The organism is Achromobacter sp. ACM04 (assembly GCF_014851465.1).
In the GTDB taxonomy this organism is placed as follows: Bacteria; Pseudomonadota; Gammaproteobacteria; order Burkholderiales; family Burkholderiaceae_B; genus Achromobacter; species Achromobacter aegrifaciens.
The window spans coordinates 23227-35533 of the sequence record NZ_JACUZS010000005.1; the positions used below are offsets into that span (position 1 = coordinate 23227).

Below are 12307 nucleotides of genomic sequence, written 5' to 3' on the forward strand. Positions count from 1 at the left end.
CTGGGCCGCCGCTTCCAAATGCTTTCCGCCCCTGTACCGGCCCCAGCCACCCAAGGATTCCCATGACCGCCAGTACCCATGACGCCGCCGTCGACCGCCAATTCAGCCCGCGCGCGACCGCCTATCTGACCAGCGCCGTACACGCCCAGGGCGAAGACCTGCTGCAGATGGCCGACATCGCCGCGCAGCATCCCGAAGCCCGGCTGCTGGACCTGGGCTGTGGCGGCGGCCACGTGAGCTTTCACGTGGCGCCGCAGGTCAAACACGTCACCGCCTATGACCTGTCGCAGCAGATGCTGGACGTGGTCGCCGGCGAGGCCGCCAAGCGCGGGCTGGCCAATCTGGCCACCCGCCAGGGCAAGGCGGAGTACCTGCCCTTCGGCGACGGCGAGTTCGACCTGGTGATGTCGCGCTACTCCACCCACCACTGGCAGGACGCCGGGCGCGGCCTGCGGGAAGCCTTCCGCGTGCTGAAGCCGGGCGGCATCGCCGTGTTCGCCGACGTGGTGTCGCCGGGCGAGCCGCTCCTGGATACCTGGCTGCAGACCATCGAGGTGCTGCGCGACACCTCGCACGTGCGCGACTACTCGGTCGCCGAGTGGACCCGCATGCTGACCGAGGCCGGCTTCACCCTGCAGGGTCTGACGCCGCGCCGCCTGCCGCTGGAGTTCCAGTCCTGGGTTGTGCGCATGCGCACCCCGGAGACGCTGGTGGCGGCGCTGCGCCACATGTTCGGCATCGCGCCGGACGTGGTGCGCGCGCACTTCGAGGTGCAGGACGACGCATCCTTCACCAGCGACACGGCGACCATCGTGGTGAGAAAGCCGGGCTGATTCCTGCAGCGGCGGCGGGACCTGCTCGACAGCGCCCGCTTCCCCCTGTATAGGTACGGATTCGACAGAATCCCGCACAGGTAAGGAAGCGTCATGTCCGATACGTCCAAACAGTCATTGCCCGCCGCGTCCCCTGCGGACCTGACCGTCACCGAGGCCGCGGCCCTGATCCGGCAGGGCCGCCTCACCAGCGTTGCGCTGACCCAGGCCTGCCTGGACCGCATCGAGGCGCGCGCCGATCTCAACGCCTTCATCACCGTGGACCGCGCAGGCGCGCTGGCCCAGGCCCGCGCCCGGGATGCCGCCCGCGGCCAGGCGGACCAGGCCGCGCTGCCGCTGGCGGGCGTGCCCATCGCCATCAAGGACAACATCCACGTTGCCAGCCTGCCCAACACGGCCGGCACACCCGCCTTGAAGAATTTCCGTCCGGCCGAGGACGCGCCGGTGGTGCGCCGCCTGCGCGAGGCGGGCGCCGTCATCGTGGGCAAGACCAACATGCACGAACTGGCCTTCGGCGTGTCGGGGTACAACACCGCCTTTCCCGGCGCGCACGGCGAAGGCACGCGCAATGCCTATGACGCGCGCCTGATCGCTGGCGGCTCGTCCTCGGGCAGCGGCGCGGCAGTGGGCGCGCGCCTGACGCCGGCCGCGCTGGGTACGGACACGGGCGCCTCGGTGCGCCTGCCTGCGGCGGTGAACGGCGCGGTGGGCTTTCGCCCGTCGGTGGGCCGCTACGACGGCGCCGGCATCACGCCGATCTCGCACACCCGCGATACGCCGGGGCCCATCGCCAACAGCATGGACGACATCGTGCTGCTGGACGCGGTGCTGACGGGCGACCGCCAGCCCTTGTCCGCCCTGCCTCCTGCCGGCATGCGCCTGGGCCTGTGCGACTACTTCTGGAAGGACCTGGATCCGCAGGTGCAGGCCGTCACGGATGCCGCGCTGGCCAAGCTGCGCGCGGCCGGCGTGCAACTGGTCGAACTGGAAATGCCGGGCCTGGAAGCCAGCAACGCCGCGGTCGGCATGCCGGTCTGCCTGTACGAACAGAAGGGCGACCTGACCGACTATCTCAGCCGCTACGGCACGGGCCTCAGCTTCGAACAGGTGGTGGCGCAAATTTCCAGCCCGGACGTCAAAGGAATTTTCGACGGCCTCATCGTGCCTGGCGTGCTGCCCCTGCCCTCCGGCGAGGCGCTGCCGCTGCAGCCGCTTTATGAACGCGCCATGGCGACGCACCGCGACGAGCTCATCGGCGTGTACCGCCGCGCGTTCCAGGAGCATGCGCTGGACGGCCTGCTGTTTCCCACCGTGCCGATCCCGCCGATGGCCGCCACGCCCGAGGCCAGCAGCTTCGAGAGCTTCGGCCGCCTGGCGCGCAACGTCGATCCGGGCAGCAACGCCGGCCTGCCGGGGCTGAGCGTGCCTGCGGGCTTGGCAGCGGACGGACTGCCGGTGGGATTGGAAGTCGACGGGCTGCCGGGCGAGGACCGCAAGGTGCTGGCGGTCGGGTTGGCGCTGGAAAGCGTGCTGGGGCGCTTGCAGGGGCCGGGACGTTCCGGCGGCTGAGAGGCGCCTCATGCAAAAAAAATCGCCAGCCGGTTCACGGGCTGGCGATTTTCTTCGCGAGATGACGCGTGGCGTCGGAATCAGCCTTTCAGGCAGGTGCTCATGAAGGTCTTGCGCTTGTCGCCGGTCAGTTGCTGCGAGGTGGCCTTGGCGTTGCAGTCCTTCATCTTCTGCTGCTGCGGCGTAAGCTCCTTGGCGGGCGCGGCGGTTTCGCCCTTCAGGCAGCTGCTCATGTAGGCCTTGCGGTCGTCGCCCTTCTTGCCTTCAGCGGACTTGTTGCAGTCGGCCATGCGCTGCTGTTGCGGCGTAGGCGTCTTGGCGGTGGCGGGAGCTGCGGGGGTCTGGGCAAGGGCTGCGCCAGCAAAACAAGCGGTCAACAGAAAGGCCGAGGCCAACTGGCTGGTACGGGAAAGCATGGGTTCCTCCCTTGGCGCCCGCGCGCCTGGACTCAGTCGCAAAGGCGGGCCGCACGATCCGCCGGCCCAATCGCCGGCCCGGTCATGATCGAACAAACCCGAACCCTGCGCAAGAGTGCGGAAAGTCAAGAATCGCCAAGGCCTTACATGCCCCTGAAACCACCGGCCGCTTCCCTCGTGGACAGGCCATCCACGCAGGCGAATTTGCGACCAATCCAAGCACCCTGTTACCCATTCATCCCTTTGCCCCGTTGTGTACACGGCGGGAAAGGTGTGAGATAAGCATGCCCCCAAGGTAGAGGAGGCATTGACCGCCCTGCGGACCCGAACGGCGTCCGACTGCGCGGCTGCACAGGAGACCATGATGAAACTTGCCCTTGCTTCGTTCGCGCTGCTTGCCGGCCTGTCCGGCGCCGCCGGCGCGCAGAGCCTGGTCTACGGCGTCACGCTGGGCAATGTCCAGGCCGTGCGCGACGTCAACCAGAACGTGTCGGCCATCACCGGCCTGCTGTCTAACCAGTCGGCGCGGCACATCAACAGCGCCATGCTGACCTTCGTGCTGTACGACTCGCAGGGCCGCGAGATCGGCCGCGTTCGCGACGACGTCATCGGCCCGCTGGCGCCCGGCCAGATCAAGCAGATCCGGGCCGTCACGCCGCTGCAATTCACCCGCGTCACCGCGCTGGACGTCGACGCCCGCTAGGCGCCCGTTATGGCCCGCCTGCCGGAAAAAACCCTGATTACTTCAGGGTTTAGACAGCGTGGCGCAAGGTCAAATATGGGAAAATTCCGTTCGTCGACTCAATAAAAGGGGCTTCCACACGAAGCCCCTTGTTGCGTGCGCCGACGCGCCAGCACGCCTGGCTCCAGCTACGAGGAAGAAAAGATCATGTTTCCAAAAAGACTTACCGAAGGCTATCAATCTTTCCTGGGGGGCCGTTTCCCTTCGGAAAGCAGCCGATACCAGAAGCTGGCCGAATCGGGGCAAAACCCGGAAATCCTGATCATCGGGTGCTGCGACTCCCGCGTGTCGCCTGAAGTCATCTTCGACGCCGGCCCCGGCGAAATGTTTGTCGTGCGCAACGTCGCAAACCTGGTCCCGCCCTGTGACCCTGACTCGGAATCCTCGTACCACGGCACCAGCGCCGCGATCGAATTCGCGGTCAACGGCCTGAACGTCAAGCACATCGTGGTGCTGGGCCATGCTTCCTGCGGCGGCATCCGCTCGTTCTTCGACGACGCCAAGCCCCTGACCAAAGGCGATTTCATCGGCAAGTGGATGTCGCAGATCGAACCCGTGGCCGAACGCCTGGGCCCCGGCACCGGCGACCGCCAGGCCAACCTGAAGCGCCTGGAACTGGCCGTGGTCGAGCACAGCCTGAACAACCTGATGACCTTCCCCTCCATCCGCCGCCGCGTCGAAAAGGGCGAACTGGAACTGCACGGCACCTACTTCGGCGTGGCCACCGGCCTGCTGTACCTGCGCGACCCCGCCACCGGCGAATTCAATCCCTGCCTCGAGGCGCCTGCGGCCGCAGCCTGAGGTTGGACCGCGGGCGGGCCTTACACCCGGTACGCCTGCGCCAGCCTCTCGTAGTTGTTCTTCAGGATGATGCCCGCGTAGTACACGTGTTCGCGCATCAGGTCCTCGGCCCGCGCGCCGTCGCGGGCGATGATCGCATTGACGATGCGGTGATGGTCGTCATGCGATCGCAGGATGATCCCGTGGTCTTCCCACAGGATGATCCGGTCCGAGGCGTAGGGGATAGCCTGCGCTTGCGTCGCGAAGCGCCGCACCCAGGGGTTGCCCGCCGCTTCCAGGATGCCGTTATGCAAGGTGATGTTCACCTGCTGATACGGCAGATGGTCCTCGGCCAGCAAGACCCCCTTGCCCAGGATCCGGTCCCCTTCGTCCAGGCAATTCTTCAGCACCGCCACGGCGTCGTTCGATAGCCCGCGCAAGGCCGCCTGCCGGCAGGCCAGCCCTTCCAGCGCCGCGCGCACCTCGTAGGCCGCCACGATTTCGCCGATGTCGTAGGCGCGCACCGTGTAGCCGCGCTTGGGCAGATGCTCCAGCAAGCCTTCATTGCCCAGCGTCGCCAGCGCCGCGCGCACCGGCGTGCGCGACACCCCCAGTTTTTCCGCCAGCGGGATTTCTTCCAGGCGGGCGCCAGGGCTGAACTTGCCGTGCAGCACCCAGTCCCGCAGCGTGTCGGTAACGTGTTGAGATAGCGTGTCCATAGCCGCATTGTATACATGAAGAATACATAGGGCGTCATACGCCTTATTAGTTTTCGGAACATCTCCGTAAAACACGATGTAAATCAAGCAACACTCCGGGTAAGCCCCTATACCTGCGAATCATCCATGTATACATAATCGCAAAAAATTCAAACCAGCGGCCAGGTCCCACCCTAGGCGGACAGCACGCTACCAGGAGACAGCATGTCCAATGTATCCACGCCGGCCGGCAAGGGCCCGGCTCCCCGTCTTGCGCTCGTCACGGGCGGCGGCGGCGGCATAGGCGCCCGCATCTGCCAGGAACTGGCCAGCGCCGGCTTGCGCGTCGTCGTCTCGGACGTGGACGCCGGGCGCGCCCGCCGCGTGGCCGACGAGCTGGGCGCGCCGCACGCGTCGCTCGCCTTCGACGTCAGCGATGAGTCCTCGGTCGAAAACGCGTTCGAACAGATCGAAGCGCAGCACGGCCCCATCGCCGTGCTCGTCAGCGCCGCCGGCCTGCTGCTGTTCCAGGAAAACGGCGAACGCCCGCTCATCAAGGACACCTCGCTGGACATCTGGGAACGCAGCTTCGCCGTCAACGCCCGCGGCGTGTTCCTGTGCGGCCGCGCCTACCTGCGCCGGCGCGAGGCCGCGCCGCTGGCGCACGGCCGCATCGTCACGTTCACCTCGGTTGCGGCGCAGCTGGGCGGCTACCGCTCCAGCGCGTCTTACATCGCGGCCAAGTCCGCGGTGCTGGGCCTGACCAAGGCCATGGCGCGCGAATCCGCGCACCTGGGCGTGACGGTCAACGGCATTGCCCCCGGCCTAATCGACACCGACATGCTGCGCAGCACCGTCACAAGCAGCGGCGCGCTGGCCGCCGCGGCGCAGGCCATTCCGCTGGGCCGCATCGGCACCGTGGACGACGTCGCCGCCGCCGTGCGCTTCCTGGCGTCCGAAGAAGCCGGCTACATCACCGGCAGCGTCATCGACGTCAACGGCGGCTACCGCATGCAGTAAGGCATTCCGGCGGCCAGGCCGGCAACGCAGCAAAGCGCCACACCCAAACAAAGGCGCGCATCAAAAAAAACGGGAGACAAAGATGAAGAAAAGCAGTCGCTACGCAGCCGCCGCCGCGCTATGCGCATGGGCGCTGAGCACGGGCGCGCAGGCGCAGCAGGAACCGGGCATCACCGACAAGACCATCAAGATCGGTCTGTTCGCGCCCTTGTCCGGCAGCGGCATGGCCTACGGCTTTGACGTGCTGAACGCCGCCAAGATGTGGTACGCCAAGGTCAACAAGGAAGGCGGCGTGCACGGCCGCCAGATCGAACTGGTGATCGAGGACGACCGCTGCAACGCCAACGACCTGGTCGCCGCGGTGAAGAAGCTGAACGAACAGGACAAGGTGTTCCTGCTGAACGGCGGTTCCTGCTCGGCCGCGGTGGTGGCCTCGCGCGAATACGTGGAACGCGAAAAGGTGCCGCTGGTCATGCTCAACGCCTCGGGCGACGGCGCGCTGTATCCGCCGTCCAAGTACATCTACGGCGCCTTCTCCATCTCCCAGCACGCCGTGGGCGGCTCGATGGTGCAGTTCGCCGCCGAGCACCTTAAGGCCAAGAAGATCGGCTACATCAATCATGACGACGCCTACGGCGGCTGGAACCTGGAGGCCGCGCAGGCCCAGGTCAAGCAGCTGGGCGACGCATCGCTGCAAGTCCAGTCGGTAAACCCGAACATCACCGACGTGACCGCGCCCATGCTGAAGATCCGCGCCGCCAACGCCGACGTGCTTCTGCTGACGACATACGCCCGCCCCGCCGCGCTCATCATCAAGAAGGCACAGGAACTGGGCTGGAACAAGCCTATCGTCCTGGCGGTGAACGGCACGGCCGACCTGAAGCAACTGGTGGAAAACGTGGGCAACAAGGACGCCTTCAAGAACGTCTACATCCAGGAAGTGCTGTCCGACGTGCCGGGCGGCGCCAAGCTCACCTGGGTGTACGACATGTACAAGCAGGCCTACCCCGACCTGGCCGCCAAGCCGGGCCATCCGCAGACCTACATGCCTTACGGCCTGCCGCCCGCGATGGCGGTGGTCAACGCGCTCAAGGCCGCCGGCCCGCAGCCCACCCGCGAAAAAGTGCTGCAGGCGCTGGAAACCATGAAATTCGACTCCGGCGTCATGGCCGGTCCGATCGAGTTCGGCCCGAACGACCGCGCGGCGCAGGAATCCGCCATCTACATCAAGTTCGACGGCACCAACATGTCGCTCGTGCCCGGCGCCTTCAAGAGCGTCTGGCAGTACCAGAAGTAAATCAGCGGCCCGCCTGGGGCCTGGCCCGCGCGCTGGCGCAGCAGCGCGCGGGCTGCCGGAGAACATCATGAGCTTTGCCGATATCTGGCTGTTCCTGCAGCAGGGGGTGCTGTCGGGACTGGTGACGGGCAGCGTGTACGCGCTGCTGGCGGTCGCCGTAGTGATCATTTTCAAGACCACCGACGTGCCCAATTTCGCCCAGGGCGAGATCTTCATGGTCGGCGGCTACATCGCCCTGTTCCTCACCCTGGTAATGGGCTGGCCTTATCTCGTCGTCATTCCCATCACGCTCGCCGCCGTGGCCATCCTGTCCGGCCTGTTCCAGCGCGTCGTGATGGAGCGCGTCATCGCCTCCAAGGGCGTGGGCGTGCAGATGGTGATCGCCACGCTGGGCCTGGCCTATGCGCTCAAGGGCCTGGTGCGCCAGACCGGCCTGGGCGACACGCCGCGCTCGTTGCCGCCGCTGGCATCAACCGACGCCATCATCATCGGCGACGCGGTGCTGACCCAGCTGGACCTGGTGATCTTCGCGGTCGCCGTGACGGTGATGCTGCTGCTTTTCGGCATGTTCACCTATACCCGGGTCGGCCGCGCCATGCGCGCCGTGGGTATGAATCCCAAGGCCGCCCGGCTGGTGGGCGTGAACCTGACCCGCATCCGCATGCTGGTGTGGGCGCTGGCCGGCCTGATATCGGCGGTCGCGGCGCTGCTCATCACGCCCAAGATCCTGATCACCCCCGACATCGGCCACATCGCCATCCTGGCCTACGCCGCGGCCATCGTGGGCGGCATCACCAGCCTGCCTGGCGCGGTGGTCGGCGGCTTCGTGATCGGTGTGGCCGAGAACCTGGTGGGGCTGTTCATTTCGACCAATGCCATCGTGGTTGCGCCTTTCGTGGCCATCATGGTCGTGCTGCTGCTGCGTCCGCAAGGGCTCTTGGGCGGCAAACTGCAGGTGAAGAAAGTATGAGCAAGAAAATAGACCATGCGCTGCTGGCGCTGATGGCCATCGTGCTGGCGATCCTGCCCTTCGCGGCCAGCGGCTATGTCATCTACGTGGTGAACCTGCTGATGGTGTTCGTGGTGTTGGCGCTGGGCCTGCATCTGGTCATCGGCGAAACCGGGCAGTTCGCGCTATCGCACGCCGCCTTCTACGGCGTGGGCATCTATACCGCGGGCCTCATCAACAATCTGTGGCATCCGCCCTTCTTCATTTCGATCATCGTGGGCGGGCTGCTGGCCGCCGTGCTCGGCTATGTGATCGGCGCGCTGGCGCTGCGCATGCGCGACATCTACCTGGCGCTTTCCACCTTCGCCTTCGGCGAAGCGATGCAGTGGGTGTTCCTGAACTGGCAATCGGTCACCAACGGCTCGAACGGCTTCCGGATCTCGCCGGCCACGCTGTTCGGCTACGAACTGGTGTCGGACGCCAAGGCCTATCCCTTCGTGGTGCTGATCGCCGCGCTGTTGCTGTGGGCCACCATTGCGCTGTCGCGCTCGCAACTGGGCTCGGCCTTTCGCGCCGTGCGCGAGAGCGACGTGGCGGCCCAGGCCATGGGCGTGAACGTCAACGCCATCAAGCGCACGGCCTTCACGTTGTCCGCGGCCTATGCCGGCATCGCCGGCGGCATGTACACGACCTTCGCCTCGTTCATCCACCCGGAGAGCCTGGGCTTTCAGACCACCATCCTGATCCTGACGATGGTGGTGGTTGGCGGCATCGGGTCGGTGCGCGGCGCCATCGCGGGCGCGTTGGCCTTCGGCCTGATCTCCGAGCTGCTGCGCCAGGCCCTGTCGTTCCAGGAAATCATCTACGGCGTCATTCTGATGGGCTTCATGATGTTCGCGCCCAAGGGCTTGTTCGCCGGCCGCGGCGCGCGCGGGCGGGCACCGGCGCCGGCTGCGCCCTTGCCTTCCGCCACGCGCCCGGCCGCGGCCAAACCGACCCAAAGGAGCGCCGCATGAGCAGCCATCCCTATCTGGACGTGCAAGGCCTGACCGTCAAGTTCGGCGGCCTCACCGCCATCAACGGCCTGTCCATGCAGGTCGAGCGCGGCCGCATCCACGCGCTGATCGGCCCCAACGGCGCGGGCAAGTCCACCACCTTCAATTGCATCTCGCGCTATTACCGTCCCAGCAGCGGCAGCATCCGGTTCGACGGCGCGGACATCACCCGCAAGAAGCCGCATGAAATGGCGGCGCTGGGCGTGGCCCGCACCTTCCAGAACCTGGAGCTGTTCGGCGCGCTCAGCGTGCGCGAAAACGCCCTGCTGGGCACCTATGCGCATGGCGCCGACAGCGCAGGCAAGCTGCTGCGCCCCGCTGCCGCGCAGACGCGCGAGCGCGTCGAGCACCTGCTGGAGCGCGTCGGACTGGCCGACTTCCTGGACACGCCGGCGTGCAGCCTGGACTTCGGCCGCCAGAAGATGCTGGAGCTGGCGCGCGCCCTGGCCATATCGCCCAAGCTGCTGTTGCTGGACGAACCGGCGGCCGGCCTGCGCAACCGCGAAATCGAAACGCTGGACCGCCTGCTGACCGAACTGTGCGAACGCGACGGCATCACGGTGCTGCTGGTGGAGCACGTCATGCAGCTGGTGATGTCGATCTCGCATCGCATCACCGTCATGTCCTTTGGCGAGAAGATCGCCGAAGGCACGCCTGCCGAGGTGCGCAGCAACCCGCGGGTCATTGAAGCCTATCTGGGCAAGGGAGCGGCCGGTGGCTGATTATTTGCTTGAAGTCGATGCGGTATCGGCCGCCTACGGCAATATCCGCGCGCTGCAGGACGTATCGCTGAAAGTGCCGCAGGGCGCCATCGTGGCGCTGCTGGGCGCCAACGGCGCGGGCAAGTCCACCACGCTGAACGTGATCTCGCGCCTGGTCGCGCCCACCGCGGGTAGCGTGCGCTTTGCGGGCGAACCCATACACCGCCTGGCAGCGGACGCCATCGTCGGACGCGGCATCGTGCAGGTGCCGGAAGGCCGCGAGATCTTCCGCGAAATGAGCGTGCGCGAGAACCTGGAGATGGGCGCCTACCTGCGCACCGACCGGGCCGCGGTGCGGCAGGACCTGGACATGGTGTGCGACACCTTCCCGCGCCTGCGCGAACGCTACGAACAGAAAGCCGCGACGCTGTCCGGCGGCGAACAGCAGATGCTGGCCACGGGCCGCGCCATGATGGCGCGCCCGCGCATGATCTTGCTGGACGAACCCTCGATGGGTCTGTCGCCGCTGGTGGTCGAACAGATCTTCGACATCGTGCTGCGGCTGAACCGCGAGCAAGGCATCACCATCCTGCTGGTGGAGCAGAACGTGAAGCTGGCGCTGTCGGTGTCCAGCTACGCGTACATCCTCGAAAACGGCGAGATCGCGCTGGAAGGCGTGTCCGCCGCGCTCGCCAGCGACGAAGGCGTGCAGCGCGCCTATCTGGGCGCCTGACGCGCCGAAAGGACCGACCATGATATCGATGCAAGACAAGCGGGTGCTCGTGACGGGCGCGGGCCGCGGCCTGGGCGCGGCAATCGCGCAAGGCTTCGCCAGGCAAGGCGCGGCCGTCATCGTCGCCGATGTGGATGCGGCGCTGGCCGCAGCCACGGTGCAAGCCATCCGCGCCGCGGGCGGCAAGGCCGCCGACGCGGTGCTGGACGTGACGGATGCCGCCGCCGTGCGCGACTTTGCGCAACGGTCCGCCACCGAACACGGCAATCTGGACATCCTGATCAACAACGCCGGGATTTCGGCGCGCGCCCCGTTCGACGATCCCAAGACGCCCGAGATCTGGGACCGTCTGATGAGCGTGAACCTGCAAGGCACGTTCAACGTCACCCACGCCTTCGTCGAACAGCTGAAAGCCACGCGCGGCGCCATCGTCAATCTGTGCTCCATCGTGGCCTACGGCTGCAGCATCTCGACCGCCGGCTATGTGGTATCCAAGGGCGGCGTGCGTTCGTTCACCGAGGTACTGGCGCGCGACCTGGCGCCGCATGGCGTGCGCGTGAACGCCGTGGCTCCCGGCCTGATGGAAACCGAGATGACGGCGGGCCAGCGCGCGCAGGCGCAGGGCACGGACTGGTACATGCAGCGCGCGCCCATGGCCCGCGCGGGGCGGGCCGACGAGATCGTGGGTCCGGTCCTTTTCCTGGCCTCGGACATGGCCAGCTACGTGAACGGCGTGGTGCTGCCCGTGGACGGCGGCTACCTGGCCGTGTGAGGAAACATCATGAATCTGGGCACGGCATTGGTTACGGGCGGCGCTAGCGGCATGGGTCTTGCCATCGTGGAGCGGCTGGCGCGCGATGGCTTTCGCGTCGTGATGGCCGACCGCAACGCGGAACTGGCCGAAAAAGAGGCCGAGGCGCTGCGGGCGCAAGGGCTGGACGTGGAACACCGCGTGGTGGACCTGACGGACGAAGCCGCCACGCGCGCGCTGGCGCGTTCGCTTGCGCCGCTGGCCGCGCTGGTCAACAACGCGGGACTCTTCGACGAGCGCAAGTTCTTTGACGTGGACAGCGCCGACTACCGCCGCGCCTTTGACGTCAACCTGCTGGCGGTCGCGACCTTGACGCAGGAGGCCGCGCGCGACATGGCGCCGGGCGCCAAGATCGTCAACATCGCCTCGCGCGCCTACCTGGGCGCAAAGAACCACCCGCACTACGTGGCCTCGAAAGCGGCCTTGGTCGGCTACACGCGCGCTTCGGCCATGGAACTGGCCCCGCGCGGCATCCTGGTCAACGCCATCGCCCCCGGCCTCATCGACACCCCGCTCTTGCGCAACCTCACGCCCGAACGCCTTGCGGCGCAACTGGCCCTGCAGCCCACCGGCCGCGCGGGCCAGCCGCAAGACATCGCCTATGCCGTGTCCTTCCTGGCCGCGCCGCACATGGACTTCATCACCGGCCAGGTCATCTTCGTGGACGGCGGAAAATCGCTGGGCGGCTCGGGAGCATAGGCAG

The 12307-nt window shown here is 66.8% G+C and carries 14 protein-coding genes; 12 read left to right on the forward strand and 2 right to left on the reverse strand.

The features are described 5' to 3' along the window. Positions 1-62 precede the first annotated feature (62 nt). Together IB259_RS25425 and iaaH are read left to right on the forward strand one after the other, a co-directional pair. Positions 63-833, forward strand: a complete 771-nt coding sequence (locus IB259_RS25425; RefSeq protein ID WP_054459418.1) for a class I SAM-dependent methyltransferase — start codon at positions 63-65, stop codon at positions 831-833. Positions 834-926: 93 nt separating this feature from the next. Beyond that, positions 927-2402, forward strand: a complete 1476-nt coding sequence (gene iaaH / locus IB259_RS25430; protein WP_192330428.1) for an indoleacetamide hydrolase — start codon at positions 927-929, stop codon at positions 2400-2402. A gap of 80 nt (positions 2403-2482) precedes the next feature. Here iaaH and IB259_RS25435 read toward each other — a convergent pair whose 3' ends face one another. Beyond that, positions 2483-2818, reverse strand: a complete 336-nt coding sequence (locus IB259_RS25435; RefSeq protein ID WP_059377545.1) for a PsiF family protein — start codon at positions 2816-2818, stop codon at positions 2483-2485. A gap of 364 nt (positions 2819-3182) precedes the next feature. On the opposite strand from IB259_RS25435, the gene IB259_RS25440 reads away from it, so the two are divergent. After that, positions 3183-3521, forward strand: coding sequence for an FxLYD domain-containing protein (locus IB259_RS25440; RefSeq protein WP_054454928.1), 339 nt, complete (start codon positions 3183-3185; stop codon positions 3519-3521). A 186-nt stretch (positions 3522-3707) separates the two neighbouring features. Then, positions 3708-4361: a carbonic anhydrase gene (locus tag IB259_RS25445; RefSeq protein ID WP_054455866.1), complete on the forward strand. Its 654-nt coding sequence runs from the start codon at positions 3708-3710 to the stop codon at positions 4359-4361. Positions 4362-4381: 20 nt separating this feature from the next. Here IB259_RS25445 and IB259_RS25450 read toward each other — a convergent pair whose 3' ends face one another. Further along, positions 4382-5059, reverse strand: coding sequence for a GntR family transcriptional regulator (locus IB259_RS25450; protein ID WP_013391284.1), 678 nt, complete (start codon positions 5057-5059; stop codon positions 4382-4384). Between the two features lie 204 nt (positions 5060-5263). Between IB259_RS25450 and IB259_RS25455 the strand changes: the two genes are divergently transcribed. The 8 genes from IB259_RS25455 (at position 5264) to IB259_RS25490 (ending at position 12303) form a co-directional block, all read left to right on the forward strand. After that, a complete protein-coding gene (locus tag IB259_RS25455) occupies positions 5264-6058 on the forward strand; it encodes an SDR family NAD(P)-dependent oxidoreductase (protein WP_054454930.1) in 795 nt (264 codons plus the stop codon). An 82-nt stretch (positions 6059-6140) separates the two neighbouring features. After that, positions 6141-7355, forward strand: coding sequence for an ABC transporter substrate-binding protein (locus tag IB259_RS25460; RefSeq protein WP_054454932.1), 1215 nt, complete (start codon positions 6141-6143; stop codon positions 7353-7355). 67 nt (positions 7356-7422) lie between these two features. Continuing rightward, entirely contained in the window at positions 7423-8325 is a 903-nt protein-coding gene (locus tag IB259_RS25465) for a branched-chain amino acid ABC transporter permease (protein WP_054454934.1), read from the forward strand. Then, entirely contained in the window at positions 8322-9320 is a 999-nt protein-coding gene (locus IB259_RS25470) for a branched-chain amino acid ABC transporter permease (protein ID WP_192330430.1), read from the forward strand. The genes IB259_RS25465 and IB259_RS25470 overlap by 4 nt, the downstream gene beginning before the upstream one ends. Continuing rightward, entirely contained in the window at positions 9317-10081 is a 765-nt protein-coding gene (locus IB259_RS25475) for an ABC transporter ATP-binding protein (protein WP_054454939.1), read from the forward strand. Before IB259_RS25470 ends, IB259_RS25475 begins: the two co-directional genes overlap by 4 nt. Continuing rightward, complete coding sequence (locus IB259_RS25480) at positions 10074-10793, forward strand: ABC transporter ATP-binding protein (protein ID WP_192330432.1); 720 nt, start codon at positions 10074-10076, stop codon at positions 10791-10793. Before IB259_RS25475 ends, IB259_RS25480 begins: the two co-directional genes overlap by 8 nt. Before the next feature lie 19 nt (positions 10794-10812). Beyond that, positions 10813-11565, forward strand: a complete 753-nt coding sequence (locus tag IB259_RS25485; protein ID WP_119452186.1) for an SDR family NAD(P)-dependent oxidoreductase — start codon at positions 10813-10815, stop codon at positions 11563-11565. A 9-nt stretch (positions 11566-11574) separates the two neighbouring features. Continuing rightward, on the forward strand, positions 11575-12303 hold the full coding sequence (locus IB259_RS25490) for an SDR family NAD(P)-dependent oxidoreductase (RefSeq protein ID WP_192330434.1): 729 nt from the start codon (positions 11575-11577) through the stop codon (positions 12301-12303). The last annotated feature ends 4 nt before the right edge of the window (positions 12304-12307 follow it).

Bases quoted from the DNA above. Each gene is read 5' to 3' on its own strand.
- IB259_RS25490 (WP_192330434.1), top strand. From the start codon at position 11,575: ATGAATCTGGGCACGGCATTGGTTACGGGCGGCGCTAGCGGCATGGGT.
- IB259_RS25485 (WP_119452186.1), top strand. From the start codon at position 10,813: ATGATATCGATGCAAGACAAGCGGGTGCTCGTGACGGGCGCGGGCCGC.
- IB259_RS25455 (WP_054454930.1), top strand. From the start codon at position 5,264: ATGTCCAATGTATCCACGCCGGCCGGCAAGGGCCCGGCTCCCCGTCTT.
- IB259_RS25465 (WP_054454934.1), top strand. From the start codon at position 7,423: ATGAGCTTTGCCGATATCTGGCTGTTCCTGCAGCAGGGGGTGCTGTCG.
- IB259_RS25450 (WP_013391284.1), bottom strand. From the start codon at position 5,059: ATGGACACGCTATCTCAACACGTTACCGACACGCTGCGGGACTGGGTG.
- IB259_RS25445 (WP_054455866.1), top strand. From the start codon at position 3,708: ATGTTTCCAAAAAGACTTACCGAAGGCTATCAATCTTTCCTGGGGGGC.
- IB259_RS25470 (WP_192330430.1), top strand. From the start codon at position 8,322: ATGAGCAAGAAAATAGACCATGCGCTGCTGGCGCTGATGGCCATCGTG.
- IB259_RS25475 (WP_054454939.1), top strand. From the start codon at position 9,317: ATGAGCAGCCATCCCTATCTGGACGTGCAAGGCCTGACCGTCAAGTTC.
- IB259_RS25425 (WP_054459418.1), top strand. From the start codon at position 63: ATGACCGCCAGTACCCATGACGCCGCCGTCGACCGCCAATTCAGCCCG.
- iaaH (WP_192330428.1), top strand. From the start codon at position 927: ATGTCCGATACGTCCAAACAGTCATTGCCCGCCGCGTCCCCTGCGGAC.
- IB259_RS25460 (WP_054454932.1), top strand. From the start codon at position 6,141: ATGAAGAAAAGCAGTCGCTACGCAGCCGCCGCCGCGCTATGCGCATGG.
- IB259_RS25440 (WP_054454928.1), top strand. From the start codon at position 3,183: ATGAAACTTGCCCTTGCTTCGTTCGCGCTGCTTGCCGGCCTGTCCGGC.
- IB259_RS25435 (WP_059377545.1), bottom strand. From the start codon at position 2,818: ATGCTTTCCCGTACCAGCCAGTTGGCCTCGGCCTTTCTGTTGACCGCT.